Origin of the sequence: Pseudomonas sp. 34 E 7 (assembly GCF_900005715.1) — a bacterium.
In the GTDB taxonomy this organism is placed as follows: Bacteria; Pseudomonadota; Gammaproteobacteria; order Pseudomonadales; family Pseudomonadaceae; genus Aquipseudomonas; species Aquipseudomonas orientalis_A.
The window spans coordinates 17,273-43,885 of the sequence record NZ_CVTX01000136.1; the positions used below are offsets into that span (position 1 = coordinate 17,273).

A 26,613-nucleotide genomic window follows, 5' to 3' on the forward strand; every position below is an offset into this window, starting at 1 on the left:
TTTGGGGCTTTTCCAAAGTGACCCGCCGTCAGGGCGGAACCCTAAGCAGCCGTTACCGCAGAAACGGATATGTACTCGGTCCAATCCAACATCCCGGCCAGCCCCGAGGCCGCCATCGGGGGCAAGCCCCCTCCCACATTTGGATTGCAGTGCATCAGTCAGATAGCCGTCATGGGAGCAAGCCCCTCCCACATTTTGATTTCCATCAGGTAGCAACACTGTCAATCACTTGAGGGCCGACTCAACCTTGAGAGCCACATCCTCCGTCAACCACGCCTTCCACACCTCAGGATGAGCCTTGAGAAATACCTGGGCCACCTCCCGAGGCGGCGTATGATTCTCACTCATTTTCGCCAACGCCTGATTAAGCGGCTCAATAGGAAACTCAACCTTCTCGAAAAACTGCGCAATCTGCGGATGCTCTTTCTGGAACGGCGTAGACACCCCGATGCTCAACCTGGACGCCAGCGACCGCGTCGGCTTGGGATCAGGATTGTCCGCATCCGTCAGCGTCTTCCAGGCCTGCGCATCGAACGGCGGCTCTTGCAGTTGAATCAACTTGTAGCGGCCCATCAACGGCGTGGGCGACCAATAGTAAAACAGCACCGGCTTGCCCCGACGGATCGACGAAGCAATCTCCGCATCCAGCGCCGCCCCCGAGCCGCTGCGAAAGTTCACGTAGCTGTCGTCCAGGCCGTAAGCCTTGAGCTTTTGCCGGTTGACCACTTCCGAAGTCCAACCGATAGGGCTATTGAGAAACCGCCCCTTGTCCGGTGACTCCGGGTCCTTGAACACATCCTTGTAGCGCGCCAGGTCTTGTACGCTTTTCAAGTCAGGGGCCAGCGGCTTGATACCCTTGGCCGGATCACCCTTGACCACGTACTCCGGCACCCACCAGCCTTCGGTGGCGCCCTTGACCGTATCGCCCAGGCCCACCACCTTGCCTTCAGCCTCGGCCTTGACCCAGACAGGGCTGCGGCCCGCCCACTCTTCACCGATCACCTGAATGTCGTTCTTGGCCAGGGCGGTTTCCAGGGTGATGGTGGTACCGGGCAAGGTGTCGGTGGGCAAGTCGTAGCCCTTCTCGACAATGAACCGCAGTACCTCGGTGATCAGGCTGCCGCTTTCCCAGTTCAGGTCGGCAAAGTGCACCGGCGCCTGGGCGGCCGATACCGGCACTGACGCCATGGACAGGCCCAGGCTCGTCAGCGATGCAGCCAACAGCGTTCTCAATCCTTTCATTCCTTTGCACCTCGCGATATCGCAGCCATCAGCGGACGGCTTTGCTGCTATGCGCGAAGCCTCTCTCGTAGTTAAGTCAACTCAACTGTAGTAGAGGTTCCGGGAGATAAAAGAAGTTCGCCGTGATTGCGCTTACTCACTGGCCTTGAACGTCACCAGTTCGCCCTTGCGCCACTTGGCGGCCTTGCCGGTGACGGCCTTGAGGGTTTTGGTCAGGCCTTCCTGCAGTTGTTCCCTGGCGGCAAATACCAGCATGACGCTGTGGCCTTCCTTGAACACAATGCCTTCACCTTCGGCCGAAGACACAAAGGCGTAGTCGCCCAGGCCATACACGGTCAACTTAATATCGCGAAACTTGAGTTCAAACTTGCCACCTTCACGGCTGGGCAATACTGCCGCGCGAAAATGATCGCCCACCTTGAGCTCCAGGCGTGGCTTGTCGTCCACGACCAACGCCGCTTCAGTGTCGATCTCGGCGATGTAGATACCTTCCGGGGTCTGTTCGGTAACGTAGACAAAACGAGATTGAAACTGCTTGACCAACTTTGCGCGTAAATCACCCAGCACGAATAACGCGTGCATATCCAGATTACTGACTGCCAAGGAAACGCCCCCACATCGATAAAGCACTGACCGCTTGAGCGGGCAGCACAAAAAAACGGCCGTTACGGCACGAAAGACATACTCGTTAAAAACCTGAAGACAACCATAAGAGCCGTACAGACAGCCGCGGTGGCCCTTGTGCGAGGTCATCCGGCGACACAGCAAATCACAGGTTCAACGACCCGAGAATACGAGTCGAACAACTTCAGAGAATAACCCGATTAAAAACACTGTTTTCCGACGCGCATCACAAAAGAAAATACCCGGCCATGGAACCAGGCGCGCGTTGCCGACGACAATACTAAACAGCAACACCGGTCAAAACCAGCCGCTGATATCAACCAGGTCGATCGACAGGAGCTGAGCATGCAACGACGTCAACACGACACTGCGTCTTTTCACACTCGTTCATCATGTCCAGACGCACACCAATACTACTGCCTACCCACACCCGATGGGTACTCCCATTCCGTGCTTTATCGAGTGGTGCCGGCCGGAAGAAACTTTTTTCATATCCAGGAAGTGACCAGCGGCAGGATAAAAGGCTTTCGCAGCGATCACAGCAAGGCCTGCGCACTGGCAAAAGCGCTGGAAGCCAACCTGTATGGCCTGCACGGCACACTCGTTTCGTCAGCTGGCTGAGTGTAGTGCACACTTTACTGCACAGCGGCCCTTCAACAACTGCCATACTGACCCGTCCTTGAAGTTTGCCCCCTGCGGGTCAGGTTTCATCAGTGCAGTTACCGCGAAGGGAAGGCTATACGTGACGGAATTTGATATTGGCGAATTTTTTATCCATGGCGATGCGAGGGAAGTGGACGGAGAGTTTCAAGCGGTCATCATCATGCGGGCCAAACCGCCGTTGACCACAGTAACAACGCATCAGGTCGAAAAAGACCGCTGGTTCAAAACCGTCGACGCTGCCGCCATTGCCGGCAAAGACGCCGCCAGGGCCCTGAAAGCCGCCGTGGATTCAGGCGCACTCAATTCGTGACAATCCGATAGAACTCTGGCGCGCCATCCCCCTCACATGCAGAACGATGATCAGCCCGCATGGAGAATATGATGGACACCACGACCCCGACACTTGATACCCTCTTCGACCAGTTAGGCCTGGATTCCAGTCAGGAAGGCATCGAACGCTTCACCGCCGAGCACCGTCTGCCGGATGACGTGAAACTCGTCGACGCACCTTTCTGGAGCGAGCAACAGGCGAGTTTCCTCAAGGAACAGCTGCATGTCGATGCCGAATGGGCGCCTGCGGTCGATGACCTCAACGCCCTGCTGCATGAGTCTCCCGTTGCTTGATTCAAACGCACTGACCGCACGCCGCTCCTCCCGCAGGAGCGCGCTTGCTGCTACGCGCGGCTTGTGCCGCTACGCGGACCTGCCCCCTTGCGGCTTGTAGCCCAGGCGCAAGCCACCCCAATGCCGACCCCGAACCATGATCGGCACCGACAGGTCGTGCATCAGCTCGCCGGTATCGCGCGTGTAGGTCTGCAGCAACATGGCTTGTTGATGGCTACCGCACCGCAGGCCGGTACGGTCGTCAAATTTGCGCTTGGTGCGGTTCTGCACCGCGTCCACCTGGGCATCACCGGTCAATGCGTGGGAAAACGCTTTGTTGTGTGTCGGCACGTAGCCCTGGGGCGTGCAGGCAATGGCAAACACCAAACCCTCATGAAGCGGCAACAGCGCCTCTTGAATGGCGGGTAATACTTGGTCGGTGTAGGCGTCAAAACGTGTCTTGTATTTGCTCGGGTGGGTATTTGCAATCAGCGTGTAGTTGCGATCGAACAGATCTTCCAGGCTGACCCGGCTGTGCAGCACATCCGCCTCGAACTGTTCGCCAATTCGCCGGGCGCCTTCTCGGGCCAGGTCGTAGATGCGCTGGTGATAGTCATCCAGGCCGACCTGCGCCAGGCGCTCGCTGATGGTTTCCGCCTGCCCTTCCATCTGCACGGCGGCGTCGGCGAGTTGGCGGGTTTGCTGGTCGCTGACCGCCAGGTCGCTGCGCATCTGCTCCACGGCGTGGAACAGGCTGTCGAGTTGAGTGCGGTTGGTGTCGGTGCCCTGGGCGATTTCACTGACCTGCTGTTCCACATCCGCCGCCAGGCCGGCGATGCTCGCCAGGTGTTCGCCGGCATCTTCCACTTGCTCTACACCGGTGTGCAGGTCCGCCGACAGCTGGCGAATCTGCTCCACCACCTGGGCCGTGCGCTGCTGGATGTCGGCGACCATCACCCCGACTTCATCGGTGGCCGTGGCCGTACGTCCGGCGAGGCCGCGCACCTCATCGGCGACCACCGCAAACCCGCGCCCGTGCTCTCCGGCCCGCGCCGCTTCAATCGCCGCGTTCAACGCCAGCAGGTTGGTCTGGCTGGCGATGGACTGGATCACCAGCGTCACGCGCTGGATTTCCTCGCTGCGCTGGCTCAAGGCTTCGATCAGCGTACGGCTGGCATCGGCACGCTGGCTGAGCTGATGCATGCGGGTGATCGACTGCACCAATACTTCACGGCCTTCGCTGCTGCGCTGACGGGCCTGGCTGGACGCGCCCAGGGCCTGGCGGCTGAGCTGGGAGGTGACCTGTTCGGTGCCGATCATCACCTGCGCGCTGCTGACGATTTGCTGGGAGGCGCTCAACTGCGACTGCAGGCGCGCCGCCAGTTGCTTGACCGAATAGGCCACGCCCGCAGCGCAGAGTGCATTATGGCTGGTGGTATGGGACAGGTCGCGCGCCAGCTCGCCAATCGCATCGCCGGCCGCAGCGTGGGTCACAGAAGGTTTGGGACTTTTCAGGCGAGGTAGCCAGATCACCAGCAAGGCCAGCGGCAGGCACAGGTAGATCGACCAGCCGGCAAAGGCCAAGCCCAGCAGTAGCAGCACCAGGACGGTACTCTGCGCGAGCGGTATCAGCCAGCCGGGCAGCACCCGCGCCACCGGTTTCGGTGGTACTGCTGCGCCCATCGGAGATCCATCTCCAGCCATTGTCGTTACCCCACTGCTTGTCGTTATTGTGTCTGCATTAAACGCCACTAACAGGCCATTATCCATGGGCCTTTAGTACAGGGGCTTGCAGTAGATCAATAACGGGGGGGTCACGCAAAAACTCTGCGGGGGCCGATGATGCGGCCCCCGTGCAACCGCGTCAGGCTTGGCGCTGGTGCTTGTCGATCTGCTCGTGGCGCTCTTGCGCTTCGATGCAGTATTTGGTGGTCGGGCTGATCAGCAGGCGTTTCAGGCCGATAGGCTCGCCGCTGTCATCACACCAGCCAAAGGAATCTTCCTTGATGCGTTCCAGGGCACGTTCCAGTTGCGGCAACATGCGCTGGTCGCGGTCGATGGCATTGACCAGCCAGGTGCGCTCTTCTTCCACGGAAGCAGCGTCGGCCGGATCGGCCGGGGTGTCCAGGCTTTCAATGGCGATACGGTTCTGTTCAATGCGCTCGTGGTGTTCCACTTTCATGTCTTGCAGCAACTTCTCGAAAAAAGCGTGCTGTTCGGCATTCATGTAGTCATCCGCCGGCATGGCCAGCAACTTTTCCTTTGTCATTGATTTCTCTATAAAAAATACGTGCATTAAGGCGAATAAGGGAGCGTTCCGGCCGACCTCTGCAGGTCTCGGAAAGGCGCCATCCATTCCAAGCGCCACCCGGCACTCAATTTACGAGGGGCGGCAGTCTAAGGCCGACTTGAAGGCGCAGCAACTGAAATGACAGGCATTTTTTCCCGATCAACCCCCAAAAGCACCAGGACGGGCTTGGCGAACGGTCATCGGAGTGCGTTTATAGCAAGAAATTCAAGTTTATGGAGCTATATAGAAGACAAACGGTTGATCCGTACGGCATGGAACTAAAAATGTGGGAAGGGGCTTGCCCCCGATGGCGGTCAGTCAGACACAGATGTTCAAGCTGACACACCGCCATCGGGGGCAAGCCCCCTCCCACATTTGATGGATGTTGACCTCAAGATAAGCTCAGCGCTTGAGCTTGCGCTTGTTGCGATACTGGTCGATCACCACCGCCACCACAATGATCAGCCCCTTGATGATGTCCTGGATATACGCATCCACCCCGACGAAGGTAAAGCCGCTGGCCATGACGCCGAGGATCAGCGCGCCGATCACGGTGCCGGTGATGCGCCCTACCCCGCCCGCCAGGCTGGTGCCGCCGATCACTGCCGCCGCGATGGCGTCCAGCTCGTAGGACATGCCCATGCCCGCCTGGCCGGTCGCCGCGCGGGCCGAAGCCACCACGCCGGCCAGGCCTGCGAGCAGACCCGCGATGCTGTAGACGATGATCAGGTGACGCTTGACGTTGATCCCCGAGGTGCGCGCCGCCTGCATGTTGCCGCCGATGGCGTAGGTGTATTTGCCGTACTTGGTGTAACGCAGAGCGATGTGGAAAATCACCGCCACCACCAAAAAGATGATCACCGGCATCGCGCCATGGCCGATGGCCGTGTACGAGTCCGAGAGCATGCTCACCGGCTGGCCTTCGGTGTAGTAACGCGCCAGGCCACGGGCCGAGACCATCATGCCCAGGGTCGCAATGAACGGCGGGATACCGGTGACAGCAATAATACTGCCGTTGATCGCCCCCGCCAGCAGGCCCACACCCAGGCCCATCGCCACCGGGATCCACACCGGCAAGTCGGTCAGGGAAGGAAACACCGCCCGGGAAAAATCGGAAGTCTGCGCCAAACTGGCGGCGATCATCGCAGACAAGGCCAGCACCGAGCCGGACGACAGGTCGATACCGGTGGTGATGATCACCTGGGTCACGCCGATGGCCAGCAAGCCGATGATCGATACCTGCAGGATCATCAACACCAGGCGCTGGGAGTTCATCAAAAAGCTCTGGTCGCGCACGATCCAGCCGAACAATTCGAACACCAGGCCGATGCCGATCAGCACCAGGAAGATGCTCAATTCGGTGGGCAGGCGTCGACGGTGCTTGACCGGTGCCGTGGCCGGCTTGTTATCTGTTATTGCATTCATAACCCATCACCTTCTTATTCTGGAGTCAGTGGACCACGGTCATACCGGAGGCCAAGTGCATGACTTTTTCCTGGGTCGCATCCGCGCGATCCAGGGTGCCCATCAGTTCGCCTTCGTGCATCACCATCACCCGGTCGCTCATGCCAAGCACTTCGGGCAGTTCCGAGGAAATCATGATCACCGCCATGCCTTCGCTGGCGAGAAAGGCGATCAGGCGATAGATCTCGGCCTTGGCGCCCACGTCGATGCCCCGGGTCGGCTCATCGAGGATCAGCAGGCGCGGGTTGGTCATCAGCCAGCGCGCCAACAGCGCCTTCTGCTGGTTACCGCCGGACAGGGTGTCGATGCACTGTTCAAGCGACGGGGTTTTCACCCGCAGCTTCTTGCACATGTCTTCGCACAAGGCGCGCAAGGCCTTCTGCTGGATGAAACCGTTGCCCGAATAGTGCGGCAGCACCGCCATTTCCATGTTTTCCAGCACCGACAGGCACGGGAACAGGCCACTGAGCTTGCGGTCCTCGGTCAACAGCGCGAAGCCCTTCTCGATGGCCATGTGCGGGTCGCTGATACGCACCGGCTTGCCGTCCAGGGTGATCTGCCCGCTGCTGCTGGGGGTGATGCCGAAAATAGTTTCCGCGACGTTGGTGCGGCCCGATCCCATTAATCCTGCGATGCCGAGGATTTCACCGGCGTGCAGGTCAAAGGACACGTCCTTGAATACACCGTCCAGGCTCAGGTCACGCACCGACAGGAGCAAGTCGCCAATCGGCGTCTCGCGCACCGGGAACAACTGGCTCAGCTCACGGCCGACCATCATCGAGATCAGGCTGTCGCTGTTCATGCTGTCGGCGCGTTGCAGGCCGATGTATTGGCCGTCACGAAACACCGCCACTTCATCGGCGATGGCGAACACTTCGTTCATTTTATGTGTGATGTAGACGATGCCTTTGCCCTGGGACTTGAGGTCGGCAATGATCGAAAACAGGTGGGCGACTTCCTTTTCGGTAATCGCCGACGTCGGCTCATCCATGATCAGGATATCGGAGTCATAGGACACGGCCTTGGCGATCTCGACCATCTGCCGTTCGGCGATGCTCAGGTTGCCCACCTGTTCTTCGGGGTCGAGGTTGATGCGCAGGCGCGCCAGCAGCTCGGCGGTGCAGCGGTGCATTTCGCGGTGGTTGACCATGTGCAGGCTGTTGAGCTGCTCGCGGCCGATCCAGATATTTTCGGCGATGCTCATGTGCGGCATCAGGTTGAGTTCCTGGTGGATCATCGCAATCCCGGCCTTCTGCGCCGCCAGCGGCGTCTCGAAGGTGATCGGCTTGCCCCGCAGGCGGATTTCGCCGGCATCGGGCTGATAGATGCCGGCGATGATTTTCATCAGCGTCGACTTGCCCGCACCGTTCTCGCCCATCAGCGCCAGCACCGTGCCGGGGCGCACGCGCAGTTGCACATCGTCCAAGGCCACGACGCCGGGAAAGCCTTTGCTGATGTTGAGAATTTCCAGCAGGTAGGGTTCGTCCTGCGCCAGCGGCTGGATACCCGGCGGCGAGGCAGTGGCGTGAGCGAGCATAGGGAGATACTCCATCTGCAGGGCGGCCGTGACCGCCCTGCCGGCTTAGGGGTGTGAGTTCAGGGCTACTTGAAGTCTTTGACGTTGTCCGGGGTGATGAGCTTGAACGGGATCACCACGTTCTGCTCCACCGGCTCGTGCCTGGCCATCTTGCGCGCCGCCTCTACCGAGCCGACGGCCTGGCCCTTGGCGTCCTGGAACGCCGAGGCGGCCATGTCGCCCTTGGTGATTGCGTTGAGACCGTCCGGCGTGCCATCGACCCCGGCGATCAACACCGTGCCGGGTTTGGTGCCTGCCGACTTCAGCGCCATGGACGCGCCGATCGCCATCTCGTCGTTGTTGGCCAGCACGGCGTTGAACTCGCGGCCCTGGGTCAGCCAGTCGTTGACCAGGGTCATGCCCTTGTCGCGCAGCCAGATACCGGTCTGTTCCTGCTCGATCTTGATGTCCGGGTACTTGGCCAGCACTTCCTTCACGCCCTTGGTGCGGTTGGTGGTGGAGTTGTTCGCCAGGTCACCCAGCAGGATCACGATCTTGCCCTTGCCGCCGAGTTTTTCGGCGATGTACTGCATCTGCAGCTTGCCCGCTTCGACGTCATCGGAGGTCACGGCGACCACGTCCTTGGGCAAGTCTTTCTGGTCGGGACGGCGGTTGACGAACACCAATGGGATTTTCGCGGCGGTGGCGGCCTTGATGATGTTCGCCGTGGAGGCGGTGTCCACCGGGTTGACGATGATGGCATCGACTTTCTGGCTGATAAAGTTCTCGACCTGGCTCAGTTGCTTGACCACATCGGCGCGGGCGTCTTCGAACTGCAATTGCACGCCGTCGCCCTTGGGATAGGACTTGGCCTGCTTGTCCATGTCTTCGCGCAGGTAGGTCAGGAAGGTGTCATCGAAGGCGGACATGCTCACGCCCACCTTGATGTCAGCGGCCACGGCAACGCCGCTGGCGAGCAGCATCGACAGGGCCAGCGCGGTAAAACGGATCGGGGTCTTCATGAACGGTCTGTCTCCACTTTCTTGTTGGTTTTATGGACGTTGCGTTTATCAGCGTTCGGCAGGCACGCGGACCACCGGTGCGCCGGGAATGCAGCAGACCAGCGCGCCCTGGTTTTCGACGCACAGCACATTGAGGAAGGAGAAGTAGAACGGCCGGGCGCGAGGCAATGCGCGTGGCGTGTGGGCAGGGCGTAAAACTCGCAGTACAGCGTTGAAGATTTTCATCTGACGGTACCTGGTTGTTTTTGATCTTGTTTTTGTTGAGTCGCCGGGGTCGAGCCCAAGACGTACTTTATGCAACCTGGAAAAGACTTTATTGGAAAATAATTTCCATATCAACCTGTTTTAGAATTTTATTCTATTTTTGTCGAAACCACCTGCTGGCGCTCGGCGCTGAGGCGTGCAGCGTCCAATATACGGGTGGTTTCCAGCGCGTCACAGGGGTTTACCGGCAGCGGCCCCTGGCCTTGCACGGCACGTTGCAACTGCCGGTAGAACTGCGGCCAGCAACCCTTTTCCGAGGGCACCCGTTCCCGCTCCGACCCTTGTTCGAACCAGCCCCAGCGTCGATGCTCTTCCGCGCCCCAATGCTCGCCTTCGGTTTTCGGTGACTTACCGGCCATCAGCGCGTCTTCCTGGCCGTCGAGCCCTTCAACGGTGTAGCAGCCCAGCGTGCCACTGACGCGAAAGCGCGGCGCCTGGCTGTTTTGCAAGGCACTGCCCCACAGGTGCGAAATCACGCCGTTGGCATGGGTCAGCGCCACGAAAAAGCCGTGATCGAGGCTGGGATGCTCGGGCGTGAAGTGCAGTTGCGCAAATACCCGGTCCACCGGGCCGAACAGTTGCAGGGCCTGGTCCACCAGATGGCTGCCGAGGTCGCGCAACCAGCCGCCGCCGCTGGGATTGCCCACCGCCTGGGGGCTGTAGCGTTCGACGCGGGATTCAAAACGGGTGATCTCACCCAGCGCACCGGCTTCGATGAGTTTGCGCAGGGTCAGGTAATCCGAGTCCCAGCGCCGGTTCTGGTAGACGCTGAGCAATGTGCCTTGGCGTTCAGCGGCGGTGATCAAAGCCTGGGCCTGCTCGGCGTTGGCGGCGAAGGGTTTGTCGCTGACCACCGCCACGCCATGTTCGATGGCTTCGAGCACCAGGGCCGGACGGCCTTTGAGGGTGGTGGAGATGACGAGGGCGTCGACGCCGGCTTCGACAATCTGGCCGAGGGTGTCGAAGGCTGGAAGGCCAGGGTGGTCGTTTGCCAGTTGCTGGCGGCGCTCGGGGGATCGTGTGACGACGCCGACAAAGGTCGCGCCTGGCAACGTCGCAATCAGCGGCGCATGAAAGAAGCGCCCTCCGTGGCCATAGCCGACTAGTCCGATTCGCATGATTTATTCCTTGTTTGAAGTGCACACCCAATCAAATGTGGGAGGGGGCTTGCCCCCGATGACGGCCTCTGGGCCGGCCGGGATGCTGGGTTGAGTACATATCCGTTTCTGCGGTAACGGCCACTTAGGGTTCCGCCCTGACGGCGGCTCACTTTTGAAAAGCGCAAAAGTAAGCAAAACGCTCTTGCCCCACCACTCGGCACCTCGCTTAGGCTCGGTGTGCCCTCTCTCCGGCTTGAATCCGTGGGCCGCCGCAATGGGCCATCCATGGCCCAGTGCGGCTAACCCGGCGTCCTGCCGGGTTGCCCACGGATTCAAGCCTGCGTTCGGCCAGCGTGGTTTAACGGGGCGCCTGAGATCAAAAGCAGATCAAGATCAAGAGCGACTCGCTTCGCATCGTGGTTTGTAGGTACCTATGCCCCGACGGCAGTGTGCCAGTAACTACTCTTGTCACTGATCCACCGCTATCGGGGGCAAGCGCCCTCCCACATTTTTAACCGCGTTTCTCCAGTGGTTCAGCCATAGAAATGCGGGCGATCCGGCAGGCTCACCGGCACAATCTGTCCACTGCCCTGCGCTTCGATACAGGCATCCGCCGCCACTGCCGCCGCGTAGCCGTCCCAGGCCGACGGCCCGCCCACTTGCCCGGCGCGCACGCTGTCGATGAATGCCTGCAATTCGACGTCATAGGCGCCGATAAACCGGTCCTTCCAATCCATCAGAATCGCGTTCGACAATTTCGCTCCACTGCGCATCTGTACCTGTGAAGGCTCCGGCAATTTGGCGATGCCGCTCTCCCCCACCACTTCGCATTGAATGTCGTAGCCGTATTGGCAGTTGACGAACACTTCCACGTCGATACGCGTGCCCTTGACGGTCTCCAGCAGGACGATCTGCGGGTCGCGCAGGTGGGCCAGGGCTTTGCTGGTCTTGCGCGGGAACACCACCTGCACGGAAGCGTAATCGTCGTTGAGCAGCCAACGCAGTACATCCAGTTCGTGGATCAGGGTGTCGGTAATCGCCATGTCGGTCTTGTAGTTCTCGCCCACCGTCGGGTTGCGATGGGCGCAGTGCAGCATCAGCGGCTCGCCGATCTGGCCGCTGTCGATCACCGCTTTCAAGGCGCGGTAGCCTTCGTCGTAGGGGCGCATGAAACCGACCTGCACCAGGCGCTTGCCGTGCGCCACTTCGGCGTCGACGATGCGGCGGCAGCCTTCGGCGGTCACGGCCAGGGGTTTCTCGCAGAACACCGGTTTACCGGCGGCGATGGCGGCGAGCACGAATTCTTCGTGACTCGGCCCCCACGACGTCACCAGCACCGCTTGCACCTGCGGCGAGTTGATCAACGCGTGGCCGTCCGGGTACACCTCGGCGTCCAGCTTCAAATCGGCCACCACCCTGGCGGCCTGTTCAAGGTTGATATCGGTGACCGCCACCACCTGGCTGTTGAGCAGGGTCTGGCTGCAACGACGAATATGGTCACGGCCGATGGCACCGGTACCGATCACTCCAAGCTTCAACGACATACATGCACTCCTCTTGTTATTAGTACTGCCGGGCCTTGGCCAGTTGTTCATTGAGTTTTTTTGCGGCGGCGTTGGTGCGTTCGCTGGTGGACACCTGCGCCACCCCCACCCGCCACCACGACAGGTAGCCGTGGACCATGGTCTTGGGCAGCACCTTGATATCGATCAGGGTCGACACGCTTTGGGTACGCGCATCGGCCAGCGCCGCTTCAAGCTGTTCCACGCTGCTGACCTTGTAGGTCTTGCAGCCATACGCCGCCGCGCTCATGGCGAAATCCACCGGCACCAGGCCACCGTCGAGCTTGCCGCTCTCGGGGTTGCGGTAGCGGAACTCGGTGCCGAAGCTGTCCATGCCGTTGCCGATCTGCAGGTTGTTGATGCAACCGAAAGCCATGTTGTCGAGCAGCACCACATTGATCTTGCGGCGCTCCTGGATCGAGGTGGCCAGTTCCGAATGCAGCATCATGTAGGAGCCGTCGCCGACCAGCGCGTACACCTCTTTGCTCGGTTCGGCCAGCTTCACGCCCAGGGCGGCGTTGATCTCGTAGCCCATGCACGAATAGCCGTATTCGACGTGGTAGGTGTTCACGCCCTTGCTGCGCCATGCGCGCTGCAGATCGCCGGGCAGGCTGCCGGCGGCGGCGACAATGATGGCGTCGTCGGCCAGGGTCTGGTTGAGCACGCCGAGCACGCGGCTCTGGGTCAGGCAGGAGCCGGTCAGCTCGATAAATTCGCGCAGGACCGCGCGGTCGAGGCGGTCATCGACTTCGGGGACGAAATCATCGCCCTGGTACTCAACCTGATGCACCCGATCTACCTCGGCGTCCAGTTGCGCCCTGGCGTCGCGCACCTGCTCGCCCCAACCGGCGCGGTAATCGCCCAGGGCATCGGCCAGGGCTTGCAGGGCGACCCTGGCATCGCCCAGCACTTGCACGCCGTCGAGCTTCAACGCATCGCACGGGCTGATATTGAGGTTGAGAAACGTCACCTCGGCCTGTTTGAACAGTGATTTGGACGAGGTGGTGAAGTCGGTATAACGGGTGCCGATGCCGATGATCAGGTCCGCCTCGGGCGCCAGCAGGTTGGCCGCCAGGCAACCGGTCTCGCCAATACCGCCAACGTTCAGCGGGTGACTGGACACCACCGCGCTCTTGCCCGCCTGGGTTTCGGCGAACGGGATATCGAAGCGCTCGGCAAAGGCTTGCAGCGCAGCATTCGCGCCGGAGTACTTCACCCCGCCGCCACAGATGATCAGCGGTTTGCGCTTGCCGCGAAAAGCCGCCAGCGCATCGTCTAGCATGGCGGCGGTTGGCGGGCGACGTTCGATACGGTGCACGCGTTTTTGCAGAAAATAGTCGGGATAGTCCCAGGCTTCGGCCTGCACATCCTGGGGCAGCGCCAGGGTGACCGCGCCGGTCTCCGCCGGATCAGTAAGCACGCGCATGGCGTGGATCGCCGCGCTCATCAATTGCTCCGGGCGGTTGATGCGGTCCCAGTATTTGCTGACCGAGCGAAAAGCGTCGTTGGTACTGATGCTCAGGTCATGAAACTGCTCGATCTGCTGCAACACCGGATCAGGCTGGCGACTGGCGTAGACATCGCCGGGCAACAGCAGCAACGGAATGCGGTTGGCCGTGGCGGTGGCCGCAGCGGTGAGCATGTTCGCCGCGCCGGGCCCCACCGAGGCGGTGCACGCGTAGATCTTGCGGCGCAGGTGCTGTTTGGCAAAGCCGATGGCGGCGTGGGCCATGCCCTGTTCGTTGCGGCCCTGGTGCACCACCAGGTCACCGCTGTCCTGCTCCAGCGCCTGGCCGAGGCCCAGCACATTACCGTGACCGAAAATGGTGAACACGCCGGCGACAAACTTGCTCTGCACGCCATCGACTTCGATGTATTGGTTATCCAGGAACTTCACCAGGGCCTGGGCCATGGTCAGTCGGGTGGTGGTCATGTCGCGCCCCTTAACTTTTTTTCAGGTGGGCAATGCTTGCCCCCAAGGCCTGCTGGATATCCGCCAGTTCATGCACGCTGCTCGCAAACGGCTCGAACGACAGGTAGCCGCTGTAGCCGGTACTGAGCAAGGTGTCGATCTGCGCCGCATTGCCAAGGATGTCGCCCTCGCCCACCAGTACGCGGTGGCCGTCACGGATCGCGTTGAGCGGCGCGTCGGCATCTTCCACGCCGGAGATGTGCACCAGGCCAGTGAGTTCCGGGAAGAACTCATGCTCGTTGGCAAGATGGTGATGGAAAGTGTCGTGCACCACACGGAACACATCCAGGCCGCCGATGGCCTTGATCGCATCAACCGCCACGCGCTTGCGGCGCAGGGCGGATTCTTCGAAGCCCAGGGGTTCGACAAAGCCGAGGATGCCGTACTCGCGCAGGATCGGCGCCAGTTCGCTCAGCGACGTGCGCAAACCGGCGGCGCGCTGGGCATCGGTGCGCGTGTCGCCCGGCTCGTTGAACGGGCACATCACCAGGCCCTGGGCGCCACATTCACGGGCATAGGTGGCAAGCTCGATTGCCTGGGCCCGGCGTTGATCGTTCCACACGTCAAACGGATACAGCGCGTTGATCGACAGCACCGTGATGCCCTGCGCCGCGCACAACTCGCGCACGCGGCTGGCGGGCGTGCCGTATTCGATCTGGCGGTCCTTGAGATCATTGCGGATCTCGATGGCATCGCACTTGAGCGACGCGGCCAACTGGATGAAATCCGGCAGGGACAGGTTGGGTGCGACCATCCGGTTAAGGGCAAAGCGTAGCGGCGACTTCATTGTTGTTGTTCTCCGTGCGAAACCGTTTCAGAGGTCCAGCAGCCAACTGTGCTGCGGGTCGTTGTGGAAATGCCAGGCACGCTTGGGGCCGGCCATGACGTTCAGGTAATACGACTCGTAGCCGTACGGCACGCTGACCGGGTGATACCCCTTGGGCACCACCACCAGGTCGCTGTTTTCCACGGCCATGGCCTGGTCGATACTGCGATCGTCGGTGTACACGCGCTGGAATACGAAGCCCTGGGGTGGATTGATCTGGTGGTAATAGGTCTCTTCCAGAAAGCTCTGGTGCGGCAGGTCATCGGTATCGTGCTTGTGCGGCGGGTAGCTCGACGAATGCCCGGACGGCGTGCGCACTTCCACCACCAGCAATGAATGCGCCGGCTCGCTGTCGGGCAGGATGTCGCACACGTAGCGGGTGTTGGCGCCTTTGCCGCGCACGCTGCGCTTGCACTGTTGCGGGCGGATCAGGCGCGGTGTGTAACCGCCCGCGCCGGGTGCGGCGCACACCGCGATCTGTACGTCACTCAAGGCGGTGACCCTGGCGTCGGTGCCGGGCGGCAGGTAGGCGGCAAACGGGGATTTGTCCTCGAACACCGATTGACGATCCCCCAGGTTCTGCCAGTCGAAGCCCTCGCCTTCAATATTCACCCGGCCGCTGAGCAGCACCAGGCACAGCTCCTGGTCGCCGGCGCTGACCGGCAGCGTCTCCCCCAGGCTCAGGCGATAAGCGCTGAAACCCACATACTCCAGCCGCCCCGCTTCCAGGGCGACCATGGTTTGCCCGCGCTTGTTACTCTTGACCAGCAAGCTCATGGTTAAGTCCTCTCGTCGAGCAATGCTCGCAACGTGTCATAGCCTTTTTTCGCATAGATATAGCTGGGCGCCACGGCCGGGTCCTGTTCGGCCTCGACCACCAGCCAGCCGGCGTAACCGGCGGCCAACAGCTCATCGAGCAATGGCGCAAAATCGATATCGCCATCGCCGGGCACGGTGAAGGTGCCGTTGACGATGCAGTCGGGAAAGCTCCACATCTGGTTGCGCGCCAGCTGCACCACGGGTTTGCGCACGTCCTTGAAATGCACATGGCAGATGCGCTCGATATGTTTGCGCAGCACCTCAAGGGGCTCGCCGCCGCCCATGTAGCAATGGCCCGAGTCAAACAGCAGGCCGACTTCCGGGCCGGTGCGGCGCATCAGCTGATCGATATCCTCGGCGGATTCGACATAGGCGCCCATATGGTGGTGGTAGGCCAGGCGCACGCCCTGGGACAGGGTAAAGCGCGCCAGCTCAGTGAGCTTGTCGGCGTACGCCTGCCACGCCTGCTCGGTGTGAAAGCGCGGGCGTTCGATCAGACGGACGCGCGAGCCCTGGATCGAATCGGCCACTTCGCCATACACCAGCACCGTCGCGCCATTGTGCTTGAGCAACTCGACGTGGCCGGCGATGGCCTCGATTTCCTCGGCCACCGAACGCCGCGCCAGGCGGCTGGAATACCAGCCGGAGACCAGCGCCAGGTCATAGGGGCGCAGCACATCGGCGACCCCTTTGGCGTCCTTGGGGAACTTGCCGTTGAGTTCAAACCCTTCGTAGCCGATCTCTTTACCTTCGCTCAGCGCGGTACTCAGCGGCGTTTCACCGCCCAGCGCCGGCAGGTCGTCGTTGCTCCAGGAGATCGGGTTGATGCCAATTCGGATTGCGGGCATGGCTGCACCTTTTATTGTTTTTCAAAGTTGCATGAGATCTGCTCTATGTGGGAGGGGGCTTGCCCCCGATAGCGGCAGTTCAGCTACAGAAGTGTTGCCTGACACTCAGCTATCGGGGGCAAGTCGAATCGTCGCACCGCCCCTCCCACATTTGATCTGATTTAATTTCGGGCGCTGCGCCAGGCAGTAATGAGTTGCTCGAACGTCGCCTGCACCCGCTGGATCAGGGTCTCATCATCAATCTCCCCCGCCATCCACGCCTTGCTCGGTTCCTGGAAGATCGTGCGGCCCACGGCAAACCCTCGGCAGGTGGTGCTCTGGCTGGCCTGCTTGAAGCCGTCGGCGAGAAATTCCGCCGACGCATTCAGCCCCAGCAGCACCACACCCCGGCAGTACGGGTCGCGTTCTTCGATCAGCTCGTCGAGCTTTTTCCAGTCCGCAGCCGATTGCGCCTCGATCTTCCACCACGCCGGGTAGATGCCCAGGTTGTACAGGCGCTTGAGGCTGCGGTAGAGCACGTCGGGATAGGTGGAGGGATGATCCTTGGGCGGGATGACTTCCAGCAGCAGTTCATGGCCGCTGACAATGGACGCCTCGTACAGCGCCTTGAGCTGCGCTTCCTGTTCCAGGCGCAGCAGCGGCTCGTCGTCGGGGTGAAATTGCACCAGGCACTTGATGACCTGTTCCGCAGGCCAGGTAATCAGGTTGCTGCCGATGGAGCGGCCGTGTTCGAACGCCAACGGCCGCGAGTTCTGTACCTCCACCGGGCGCGCGATCCACCAGCCGCGACCGCTGGCGGCGTTGAGTGCATCCTGGCCGAAACGCTGGTCGGCCAACAGGCCCACGTCAGCTTCGATGCCCTGCTCGCCCAGCTTGCGCTCCACGCGTTCGATGGCCTGGATAAACAATTGCTTGATCGCACTGATGCGCGCCAGATCCTGGCCGCCGCGCTGGGCCAGGTCGACCAGTTGCCAGCGATGGTCGAAGGCGAACACGAACAGCTGCTTCCAGGTTTTGCGCGGCACGCTGACGCGGTGCAGGCGTTGCAGGGTCGCGTCCTGGTCAGGCCGGGTGATCGGCACCGGGCTATTGAACAGGTACTCAAGCTCGGCAGGCGTCGGCATGGCCGGCGCGCAGGCATGGCGCGACACCACCAGGCCGCCGCAGGCATTGGCCAACTGGCTGCAACGCTCATCCGTGGCGTCGTTGAGCCAACCGCTGAGGAAGCCCGACATGAAGGCATCGCCGGCGCCCAGCACATTGAGCACTTCCACGCGCACGCCGGGGTAGATCGCACCGTCTTCGAGGCGTTCGGGAATAGCGCCGTGAATCACCGTGCAGCCTTGCGGTCCGAGCTTGACCACCAGGGTAGCGGGCGTCAGTGCGCGCACCGTACGCAAGGCGCCGAGCAGGTCTTCACTGCCGCCGGCAATCAGGAATTCTTCTTCGGTGCCGACGATCAAGTCGAAACGCGGCAGGATCTTCTGCACATGCTGGCTGACGTTCTGGTCGGCAACGAAACGGGTCTCGCCATCGGCCTTGCCGGCCAGGCCCCAGAGCACCGGGCGGTAGTCGATGTCGAGCACGCGTTTGACGTTGTGTTTGGCCGCATAGTCCAGCGCCTGGATACTGGCCTTGTACACGCCGTCGGTGGAGAAATGCGTGCCGGTGATCAGCAGCGCCTTGCTGGAGGCAATAAAGGTTTCGCTGACGTCTTCGGCGCGCAGGGCCATGTCGGCGCAGTTTTCGCGGTAGAACACCAGGGGGAAGGTTTCGCGGTCCTTGAGACCGAGCAGCACCAGGGCGGTAAGGCGTTCCGGGTCGACCTTGATGGCGCTGACGTCGCAGCCTTCACGGGCCAGGGATTCCACCAGGAAGCGGCCCATATGGTCGTCGCCCACCCGGCTGAGCATCGCTGACTTGAGCCCCAGCCGCGCCGTGCCGAAGGCGATATTGGCCGAGGAACCGCCGAGGTACTTGGCAAAGCTGGACACGTCCTCAAGCCGCGCCCCCACTTGCTGCGCATAGAGGTCGACGCCCAGGCGTCCGAGGCAAATCAGATCCAATTGACGCCCACTGGCAAAACGAGTCTGGCCCATGCTGGCTCCTGTTATTTTTATCAGCCTGCGCTGTGCCGCCGTGGCGACGGCAAACGCTCTTTGGTGGGAGCAGACTAGAACGTCCGGCGGCGGCAATCAATATTTATTCCATAATTATTTTTAGTGGAATATTTTTTCCAATAAGCCGACATAATGCGGTGACAGCCTTCGTGCATCGTTTCAGCAGCCCGCGCAGGCCGTGATGCCGAGGTATTTTTTTGTGCCTACCCTGTAGACTTGCGCCACTCATCAGCGCATCAGACGAACACGCCAGAAGGATTGCCCATGTCCCGCACCGATCCCGAGACCCCCCTGGAAGATCCAATCGCCAGCCCTGCGATCAATGCCGAACGCCTGTTGCAGCTGATTACCGAGGAATACGAAAGCCTGCCGCGCCAACTCAAGCGCATCGCCAGCTACATGAGCCAGCAGAGCGACCGAATCATGGTCGACCGCATCAGCGACATCGCCCGCGAATGCGAAGTGCACCCCTCGGCCATCGTGCGGTTTTCCCAGCGTTTCGGCTTCAGCGGGTTCAGTGAGATGCAGGCGTTGTTTCGCGAGGCGTATACCCACAAGACCACGCCGGTGCAGAACTACCAGCAGCGCATCCGCAGCATGATCGCCAACAAGTCGCAGAAGGCCAGCGGCGGCGACCTGGCGCGCGAGTGCGTCAACGCCACGTTGTCCGGCATCGAACGGCTGGGGCTTGAGCTGGACGACGCGGCCTTCGACAAGGCCGTGGACCTGGTGGTGAATGCCGACAATATCTACGTGGTCGGCGTACGCCGCTCATTCGCGGTGGCCGACTACCTGGTGTACAACCTGCAGCACACCAACAAGCGCATTCATCTGGTTTCGGGCCTGGGCGGCAGCTATCGCGAACAGATGCGCAGCGTGCGCGCCAATGACCTGGTGATCGCGATCAGCTTCACGCCCTACGGCAAGGAGACCCAGCACTGCCTGCGCATCGCCCAGCATCACCAGGCCAAGACGTTGATTATCACCGACAGCAACCTGTCGCCCCTGGCCAAGCGGGCGAACGCGGTGCTGTTGGTCAATGAAGGCTCCTCGTTCGCCTTCCGCTCACTGAGCGCCACGCTGTGCCTGTGCCAGGCGTTGTTCATTGCAGTGGCGTATCGGCTGGAGTTGAAGGTGGACGAGATTCACGAGCAGGTGGGGTTCGACGACTAAGGCTGGTTCACCGCCAACCAAATGTGGGAGGGGGCTTGCCCCCGATAGCAGGGTGTCAGTCGCCGAATCGGCTGACTGACACTCCACTATCGGGGGCAAGCCCCCTCCCACATTGAGCCAGAGTCAGGCTCAGGTTTAGTGCATGAAAATGGCGATCAGGATAATCAGCGGAATTGGCACGCCGAGGAACCACAGCAGTAATGAGCGCATCATGTTCTCCTTGATTTAACGAATGTAGTTTTCGGTTTCGACGTACACCACGGCATCCCGGCGGCGACCGCCGAAGGTAGCGGCGAAGCTGGCGAAGAAGGCACCGATCAGCAGCGCGACGAAGGTCCACAGCGAGGTGTAGGCGGCGACTTTGGCAGCGGTGTCGGCGGCTTGCTTAGCTTTGACCTTGGCGTCTTCGACAGCTTTACGGGCATCGCCGTAGACCTTGTCGATGCGTGCCTCGGCATCGGCCTGGCTGAGGTTGGTGCGCTGGCTGATCAACTGGGCCAGGTAGGTACGGTCTTCCGGAGCCAGTTGGCCGTCATTGCTCAATGTGCGCGCAAAGATGCGACCGACCACGGCATGGGCGGCGTCATCGCCGACGGCTGCAGGGCGGTCGTCGCGGAACAGGCTGTCGACGTAGTAGCCGAAGTCGCCGCTGTGGGCACCCTTGGCCATGCTGCCGGCGGCTTGGGACATGCCGCTGGCGGCGCCCGATGCAACGCTGGCACCGGCTTTGACGCCGCCGCTGACCACGCTGCTGACCGAACCGACCACCAGCATCGCGGTGATCAGTGTCGCGACCGCCCAGGCCAGGAAGCCGTGTGCGGTGTCACGGAAGTACACCTCATCGCCATGCATATTGGCCCACTTCACGCGCAACCGGCCGGCAATGTAGCCGCCCAGGCCCGACGCAACGATTTGGGTGAATGCCAGCCAGACAATCGTGGAAATGCCAAGCCCCTTGGCGCTCATGCCGCTGTCGGCCCACGGCGACACCGCCGAAAAGCCCAGGCCGAAACCCAGCAGCACCAGGATCAGGGACAGTGCGGCTGCGGCGGCGGCCCCAGCAAAAATCGCCCCCCAGGAAACCCCGGAGAGCGCGCTTGACTCTTGCAGCGTGGATGAGGATGTGATCATTGTTGTTTTGCTCCAGGCATGAAAAATAGTGTTACAAGTCTCAAAAAGGACAGTGCAGGCAGCGTGCCAGCCCATGCAAAAAATAAAATGCTTATATTTCAACAACTTAACTAAATTGAACTTCTTAAAATCATGCAAGTTGCAAGAATGGCCTGTAGAGAGCGGGCGTTATGCATTCTCCTGTTGAACACCCAATGTGGGAGGGGGCTTGCCCCCGATTGCGGTGTGTCTGGTAAGAATTGACAAACTGCCCTACCCCTAGATGAAGTTTTATTTAGGAAACATTCAGCAACTTCTTGGCAAAATGTCCCCAATTCTAGTGTGAACGCTCACCAGGTAATCCTATGACCCGCATTTTGACCATCGAGGATGACGCCGTAACGGCCCGCGAGATCGTCGCCGAGCTGAGTAGCCATGGACTGGACGTAGACTGGGTGGACAATGGCCGCGAAGGCCTGGTCCGTGCCGTCAGTGGTGATTACGATCTGATCACCCTCGACCGCATGCTGCCCGAACTTGATGGCCTGGCCATCGTCACTACCCTGCGCACCATCGGCGTATCCACGCCGATCCTGATGATCAGCGCCCTCTCCGACGTGGACGAACGCGTGCGCGGCCTGCGCGCCGGCGGTGATGACTACCTGACCAAGCCCTTCGCGTCCGATGAGATGGCCGCGCGCGTCGAGGTGCTGCTGCGACGTAAAAGCACGGTCAAGGAATTCGAAACCGCCCTGCGCGTGGCCGACCTCGAACTGAACCTGATCAGCCGCGAAGCGAGCCGCGCCGATCAGCCGTTGAGCCTGCTGCCCACCGAGTACAAGCTGCTGGAATTCTTGATGCGCAACACCGGGCAGATCCTGTCGCGGATGATGATCTTCGAGGAAGTCTGGGGCTATCACTTCGATCCCGGCACCAACCTGATCGACGTGCACATCGGTCGCCTGCGCAAGAAAATCGACCCGCCGGGCCTCACGCCGCTGATTCGCACGGTACGAGGCTCGGGATATGTCATTGCTGAACCCCTCTAAAGGCTGGCGCTCTTCCAGCAGTCGGTTGCTGGCGCTGTACAGTTCGCTGTTCGTGGCATGGAGCTGCATCCTCATGGGGGTGCTGTATTACGAGGTGTCGGGCTACCTCAGCGACCTGTCACGCCATTCGCTGATGCAGCGCCAGCATTTGTTCCAGCGCTTCGACGGTGAAGAACTGGTGGAGGCGCTGACCACCAGCATGACGTTCGACATGAAAGGCGTGGATGCCTACGGCCTGTTCGACGAACAGTTTCGTCCCTTGAGCGGGCCGATCCGCGCCGTGCCGCCCGACTTGCCGCTCGATGGCAAGATCCACGCCCTGGCCAACTGTGTCGATTCCGACGACCCGAAACTGCCCAAGGACAGCTGCGATGCCGTGGCCACCCACACCGAAGACGGGCGCTGGCTGGTGCTGGTGCGCGCCAACGGCTCACTGTTCGGCGTGACCCGGATCATCTGGCATGCCCTGCTGTGGGCGCTGTCGCTGACCATCCTCCCGGGCATCGCCGGCTGGCACTTGCTGCGCCGTCGCCCACTGCGGCGCATTCGCGGCATTCAGGCGAGCGCCGAGGCCATCGTCGCCGGCGACCTGACGCACCGCTTGCCGCTGTCGAACCGGCGCGATGAGCTGGACATGCTCGCGGCCATCGTCAACGCCATGCTCGACCGCATCGAGAAGCTGATGAACGAGGTCAAGGGCGTGTGCGACAACATCGCCCACGATCTGCGCACCCCACTGACGCGCTTGCGTGCGCAGCTTTACCGCATCAAGCAACAAGCGGAGGAAGACTCGGCCCATGCGGTAAAGCTCGATGACGCGATTGCCGAAACTGACACACTGATGGCGCGTTTTCGCGGCCTGCTGCGGATTTCGGAACTGGAAGACCACCAGCGGCGTTCGGGTTTCTTGCTGATGGACCCACTGCCACTGTTGCGCGAGCTGCATGACTTCTACCTGCCCCTGGCCGAGGAAGGCGAGCTGGAACTGCTGCTGCAGACCCCGGACTCACTGCCCTGGATCACCGGCGACCGCGCCCTGCTGTTCGAGGCCCTGGCCAACCTGCTGAGCAATTCGATCAAGTTCACCCCGCCGGGCGGCAAGGTGATCCTGCGCGCGGTCAATGATGTGGGCAGCACACGGATCGAAGCGCTCGACTCCGGGCCGGGGATTCCTGCGGCCGAACGGGCGTCGGTGTTCCAGCGCTTCTATCGGGTCGATGAGAGTGATCAGCAAGGCGGTTTCGGCCTGGGCCTGTCGATTGTCGCGGCGATCATCAACCTGCACGGCTTCAAGCTGGACGTGGCCACCAGCGAACTGGGCGGCGCGCGGCTGGTGCTGGAGTGTCGCCAGCAGTTGATGCCCGAATAGGTAAAGATCCAAATGTGGGAGGGGGCTTGCCCCCGATGGCGGTGTGTCAGCTTGAACATCCGTGTCTGGCTGACTGCTATCGGGGCATAGGTATCTACACAACTTTCCAGACCGTAGCAGCCAACGGTAACCACGATGCGAAGCGAGTCGTTCTTGATCTTGATCTGCTTGTGATCTCAGGCGCCCCGTTAAACCACGCTGGCCGAACGCAGGCTTGAATCCGTGGGCAACCCGGCAGGACGCCGGGTTAGCCGCCCCGCGCCATGGATGGCGCGTGGCGGCGGCCCACGGATTCAAGCCGGAGAGAGGGCACACCGAGCCCAAGCGAGGTGCCGAGTGGTGGGGCAAGAGCGTTTTGCTTACTTTTGCGCTTTTCAAAAGTGAGCCGCTGTAAAAGCGGAACCATTAGCAGCCGTTACCTAAATAATGGATATGTACTCGGCTGATCCAAGATACTGGCTGGCCCTGAGGCCGCCATCGGGGGCAAGCCCCCTCCCACATTTGGACCGAGGTGCGCCAGATGGATACCCGTCGGTTGCGAGGCCGCCATCGGGGGCAAGCCCCCTCCCACATGGGTACCAAGCCATTCAGCTCTACAACACACTCCCCATGGCCTTGATCAATACCGGATCACGCGCGTAGATATCCGGCGCGTACACCAGACTTCCCTGGCGATCCACTTCCACCGTCCAATACCCCAGCAGCACCGGTACCGGCGTGGCCAGCCTGAATTCATGGGTGATGCCGGTGGCCAGCATCTCGTCGGTGCGCGTACGTTCGGCCGGCGTCACCAGCAGGTCGCGCAACAGCAGCGGTTGTTCGACCCGTACGCACCCCGAGCTGAACGCCCGTGGCCCCTTGGTAAACAGTGGCTGGCTCGGCGTGTCATGCAGGTACACCGAATACGGGTTGGGGAAACGCATCACGATCTTGCCCAACGGGTTGCGCGGCCCCGCCTCCTGGCGCAGCAGGATATTACCGGGACGCGCCCAGTCGACTTGCTCCGGCGTCAGCGGGTGGCCTTCGGCATCCAGCACTTGCAGGTTCTGCTGGCGCAGGTATTCCGGATTGAGGCGGATGGCCGGCAGCTTGTCCTCGCGCATGATGGTGGGCGGGATGGTCCATGTCGGGTTGAGGGTCAGCCGCGTAATGCGCGATTTGAGCAGCGGTGTCTGACGCTCGGCGCGGCCCACTTGCAGGCGGGTCTGCCACACGGGAATGCCGCTCTGGTACACGCTCAGTTGCGCGGCCGCGACGTTGACCACCACACCTTCGGGCTCAAGGTCGCGGGCCAGCCAGCGAAACCGCTCGAGGTTGATGCGCAACTGGTCGCGGCGCATCGCCGGGCTGATATTGAGTTCAGCCACGGTGCCGGCGCCGATCACACCGTCGGCCTGCAGGGAATGGCTGAGCTGGAAGGCTTTGACCGCAGCGACCAGCTCGGGGCCGTACTGCCGGGCGCTGCCCTTGGGTTCAGAGGTCAGGTAACCGCCGCGGTAGAGACGCCGCGCCAGTTCCGGCACCCGTGGGTCTTCCATGCCCGGACGCAACAGCGGCCCACTGCCCACCGCCTCCCACTGCGGCAACGGCTGCTGGCGCGCACTGGAATAAGCGTTGCGCAGGCTGCGATACAAATCCGCGCTGGGGCGCGCCTGATCGAATGCCTGGGCCATGTCCTGCAAGCCAGTGGCGGCGAAGGCCAGCACGGCGGTGCCTGGGTCGTCGGCCGGCGGTTGGGCGTGCCAGAGCGGTTCGAAGCGCGATTGCTGCAGGCGCCCGAAGTGCAAATCCTGCAGGGCCTGGAGGTACTGCTGGCTGATCGCAATATCGCTGCACAGCACATTGGCCGTGGCATCTGCAGCGGGCAGGCTATAGTGGGTGGGGTCCAGGCCGTCGTCGGCGAGCATCAGCAACTGGTCGTGCAAGGCCTGCCGACGCGCGTCGGAAGACCACAACTGCGCATCGCCCTGCTGTTGGTAAAAGGCTTGCAGGCGCAATTGCGCACTGGCGTCGATACGCGGCGCGAGCTGCGGGCAGACACTGGGCAACTGCGCCAGGGCCTGTTGCAGCGGCGCCAGGTCGACCGGTGCTGGAGTCGTGACCGGCAACGGTTCCAGCGGCAGCGCTTCGGCTGTGGCGACCAGTGGTGTAACGAGCAGGCAAATGCTCAAGTAACATGCGTGTTTTTTGAACAATTGACTTAGCTCCACTCCACAGCGGGGACTCGCTTGTAGATGCTGACTTTTATGCGCCGGCTCGGATTAACCACCCTGGGCCTGATCACGGCGAGCCTGGCGTTCCCGAGCGCTGTTGCGCTCGCCGCCAATGGCTCCCCTGCTTCTTTGTATAGCAGCCTGGCGCGCTCGGCTCCAGAACTCAATCCCATCGTGTTGAAAAGCGCCCTTAGCGCGGTGCAGTGCGCGGTCAATAACGGCGAGGAACGCTCCGATCGCCTGGCCGTGATTGACTACTCCCAGCCGTCTACCGCCCGTCGGCTGTGGATTTTCGACCTGCGCAAAAAGACCCTGGTTCTGCGCGACCTGGTGGCCCACGGCGCCAAGTCCGGCGAAAACTTCGCCACCGAATTTTCCAATCTCGAAGGCAGTCATCAGTCCAGCCTGGGCCTGTTCCGCACCCAGGAAAGTTACCTCGGCACCCACGGATACTCGCTGCGCATGGACGGCCTGGAGCCTGGCTTCAATGACCTGGCCCGCGACCGCGCCATTGTGATTCATGCCGCCGACTACGTCAGCCCGCTATGGAGCAAGCGCGAAGGCCGTATCGGCCGCAGCCAGGGCTGCCCGGCGGTGCGCCCGCAAGTAGCGCGCCAAGTGGTGGACAAGCTCAAGGACGGACAATTCATGTTTTCGTGGTACCCCGACCAGCGCTGGTTGAAGTCTTCGACCTATCTCAATTGCAAACCCCAACAGGTGGCCAGTAGTCGTACAATCCGTGGCGGATAGCCTGTCCCACAGAT

The 26,613-nt window shown here is 61.4% G+C and carries 24 protein-coding genes; 7 read left to right on the plus strand and 17 right to left on the minus strand.

The features are described from left to right. Positions 1 to 225: 225 nt before the first annotated feature. Together BFP96_RS12750 and BFP96_RS12755 are read right to left on the minus strand one after the other, a co-directional pair. On the minus strand, positions 226 to 1,242 hold the full coding sequence (locus BFP96_RS12750; RefSeq protein ID WP_065897076.1) for an ABC transporter substrate-binding protein: 1,017 nt from the start codon (positions 1,240 to 1,242) through the stop codon (positions 226 to 228). A 132-nt stretch (positions 1,243 to 1,374) separates the two neighbouring features. After that, positions 1,375 to 1,845, minus strand: coding sequence for a hypothetical protein (locus BFP96_RS12755; protein ID WP_065895345.1), 471 nt, complete (start codon positions 1,843 to 1,845; stop codon positions 1,375 to 1,377). A 366-nt stretch (positions 1,846 to 2,211) separates the two neighbouring features. On the opposite strand from BFP96_RS12755, the gene BFP96_RS30310 reads away from it, so the two are divergent. The 3 genes from BFP96_RS30310 (at position 2,212) to BFP96_RS12770 (ending at position 3,153) form a co-directional block, all read left to right on the plus strand. Next, complete coding sequence (locus BFP96_RS30310; protein ID WP_065897077.1) at positions 2,212 to 2,487, plus strand: hypothetical protein; 276 nt, start codon at positions 2,212 to 2,214, stop codon at positions 2,485 to 2,487. A 121-nt stretch (positions 2,488 to 2,608) separates the two neighbouring features. Next, positions 2,609 to 2,839, plus strand: coding sequence for a hypothetical protein (locus BFP96_RS12765; protein ID WP_065885228.1), 231 nt, complete (start codon positions 2,609 to 2,611; stop codon positions 2,837 to 2,839). A 71-nt stretch (positions 2,840 to 2,910) separates the two neighbouring features. Further along, positions 2,911 to 3,153 (plus strand): DUF2789 family protein, encoded by a 243-nt coding sequence (locus tag BFP96_RS12770; RefSeq protein WP_065936335.1) that lies wholly within the window; start codon positions 2,911 to 2,913, stop codon positions 3,151 to 3,153. Between the two features lie 69 nt (positions 3,154 to 3,222). Here BFP96_RS12770 and BFP96_RS12775 read toward each other — a convergent pair whose 3' ends face one another. The 13 genes from BFP96_RS12775 to iolC form a co-directional block, all read right to left on the minus strand. After that, a complete protein-coding gene (locus BFP96_RS12775) occupies positions 3,223 to 4,902 on the minus strand; it encodes a methyl-accepting chemotaxis protein (RefSeq protein ID WP_371914768.1) in 1,680 nt (559 codons plus the stop codon). Positions 4,903 to 4,996: 94 nt separating this feature from the next. After that, entirely contained in the window at positions 4,997 to 5,401 is a 405-nt protein-coding gene (locus BFP96_RS12780; protein ID WP_003191666.1) for a TraR/DksA family transcriptional regulator, read from the minus strand. Positions 5,402 to 5,824: 423 nt separating this feature from the next. Beyond that, positions 5,825 to 6,847 (minus strand): ABC transporter permease, encoded by a 1,023-nt coding sequence (locus tag BFP96_RS12785; protein ID WP_024076018.1) that lies wholly within the window; start codon positions 6,845 to 6,847, stop codon positions 5,825 to 5,827. Positions 6,848 to 6,872: 25 nt separating this feature from the next. Then, a complete protein-coding gene (locus tag BFP96_RS12790; RefSeq protein ID WP_065936337.1) occupies positions 6,873 to 8,423 on the minus strand; it encodes a sugar ABC transporter ATP-binding protein in 1,551 nt (516 codons plus the stop codon). Positions 8,424 to 8,488: 65 nt separating this feature from the next. Then, on the minus strand, positions 8,489 to 9,424 hold the full coding sequence (locus BFP96_RS12795; protein WP_065893004.1) for a sugar ABC transporter substrate-binding protein: 936 nt from the start codon (positions 9,422 to 9,424) through the stop codon (positions 8,489 to 8,491). 48 nt (positions 9,425 to 9,472) lie between these two features. Beyond that, a complete protein-coding gene (locus BFP96_RS30885; protein WP_163001556.1) occupies positions 9,473 to 9,649 on the minus strand; it encodes a hypothetical protein in 177 nt (58 codons plus the stop codon). Positions 9,650 to 9,777: 128 nt separating this feature from the next. Further along, positions 9,778 to 10,806 carry a Gfo/Idh/MocA family protein gene (locus BFP96_RS12800; protein ID WP_065893003.1) on the minus strand — a complete coding sequence of 343 codons (1,029 nt, stop codon included), beginning with the start codon at positions 10,804 to 10,806 and terminating at the stop codon, positions 9,778 to 9,780. A 515-nt stretch (positions 10,807 to 11,321) separates the two neighbouring features. Next, on the minus strand, positions 11,322 to 12,332 hold the full coding sequence (locus BFP96_RS12805; protein ID WP_065893002.1) for a Gfo/Idh/MocA family protein: 1,011 nt from the start codon (positions 12,330 to 12,332) through the stop codon (positions 11,322 to 11,324). Between the two features lie 19 nt (positions 12,333 to 12,351). Beyond that, positions 12,352 to 14,283, minus strand: coding sequence for a 3D-(3,5/4)-trihydroxycyclohexane-1,2-dione acylhydrolase (decyclizing) (gene iolD / locus BFP96_RS12810; protein ID WP_065936338.1), 1,932 nt, complete (start codon positions 14,281 to 14,283; stop codon positions 12,352 to 12,354). A 10-nt stretch (positions 14,284 to 14,293) separates the two neighbouring features. Then, positions 14,294 to 15,109, minus strand: coding sequence for a TIM barrel protein (locus BFP96_RS12815; protein WP_065896319.1), 816 nt, complete (start codon positions 15,107 to 15,109; stop codon positions 14,294 to 14,296). 27 nt (positions 15,110 to 15,136) lie between these two features. Then, the gene (gene iolB, locus BFP96_RS12820; RefSeq protein WP_065893000.1) at positions 15,137 to 15,925 is read right to left on the minus strand and encodes a 5-deoxy-glucuronate isomerase; all 789 of its coding nucleotides are present in this window, start codon (positions 15,923 to 15,925) and stop codon (positions 15,137 to 15,139) included. A 2-nt stretch (positions 15,926 to 15,927) separates the two neighbouring features. Beyond that, complete coding sequence (gene iolE, locus BFP96_RS12825; RefSeq protein ID WP_065936339.1) at positions 15,928 to 16,815, minus strand: myo-inosose-2 dehydratase; 888 nt, start codon at positions 16,813 to 16,815, stop codon at positions 15,928 to 15,930. Positions 16,816 to 16,976: 161 nt separating this feature from the next. Further along, positions 16,977 to 18,914, minus strand: coding sequence for a bifunctional 5-dehydro-2-deoxygluconokinase/5-dehydro-2-deoxyphosphogluconate aldolase (gene iolC / locus BFP96_RS12830; protein ID WP_065892998.1), 1,938 nt, complete (start codon positions 18,912 to 18,914; stop codon positions 16,977 to 16,979). Between the two features lie 285 nt (positions 18,915 to 19,199). On the opposite strand from iolC, the gene BFP96_RS12835 reads away from it, so the two are divergent. Further along, complete coding sequence (locus BFP96_RS12835) at positions 19,200 to 20,108, plus strand: MurR/RpiR family transcriptional regulator (RefSeq protein WP_065885216.1); 909 nt, start codon at positions 19,200 to 19,202, stop codon at positions 20,106 to 20,108. A gap of 225 nt (positions 20,109 to 20,333) precedes the next feature. Here BFP96_RS12835 and BFP96_RS12840 read toward each other — a convergent pair whose 3' ends face one another. Further along, positions 20,334 to 21,239 carry a hypothetical protein gene (locus BFP96_RS12840; protein WP_065892997.1) on the minus strand — a complete coding sequence of 302 codons (906 nt, stop codon included), beginning with the start codon at positions 21,237 to 21,239 and terminating at the stop codon, positions 20,334 to 20,336. A 344-nt stretch (positions 21,240 to 21,583) separates the two neighbouring features. Here BFP96_RS12840 and BFP96_RS12845 point away from each other — a divergent pair, with 344 nt between their 5' ends. Next, positions 21,584 to 22,267 carry a response regulator transcription factor gene (locus BFP96_RS12845; RefSeq protein WP_010564812.1) on the plus strand — a complete coding sequence of 228 codons (684 nt, stop codon included), beginning with the start codon at positions 21,584 to 21,586 and terminating at the stop codon, positions 22,265 to 22,267. Next, complete coding sequence (locus tag BFP96_RS12850; protein WP_065896322.1) at positions 22,245 to 23,636, plus strand: sensor histidine kinase; 1,392 nt, start codon at positions 22,245 to 22,247, stop codon at positions 23,634 to 23,636. The genes BFP96_RS12845 and BFP96_RS12850 overlap by 23 nt, the downstream gene beginning before the upstream one ends. Positions 23,637 to 24,229: 593 nt before the next feature. Here BFP96_RS12850 and BFP96_RS12855 read toward each other — a convergent pair. Further along, on the minus strand, positions 24,230 to 25,831 hold the full coding sequence (locus BFP96_RS12855) for a L,D-transpeptidase family protein (protein WP_065936340.1): 1,602 nt from the start codon (positions 25,829 to 25,831) through the stop codon (positions 24,230 to 24,232). Between the two features lie 39 nt (positions 25,832 to 25,870). Here BFP96_RS12855 and BFP96_RS12860 point away from each other — a divergent pair, with 39 nt between their 5' ends. Continuing rightward, on the plus strand, positions 25,871 to 26,599 hold the full coding sequence (locus tag BFP96_RS12860; protein WP_065885212.1) for a murein L,D-transpeptidase catalytic domain family protein: 729 nt from the start codon (positions 25,871 to 25,873) through the stop codon (positions 26,597 to 26,599). Positions 26,600 to 26,613: the final 14 nt, after the last annotated feature.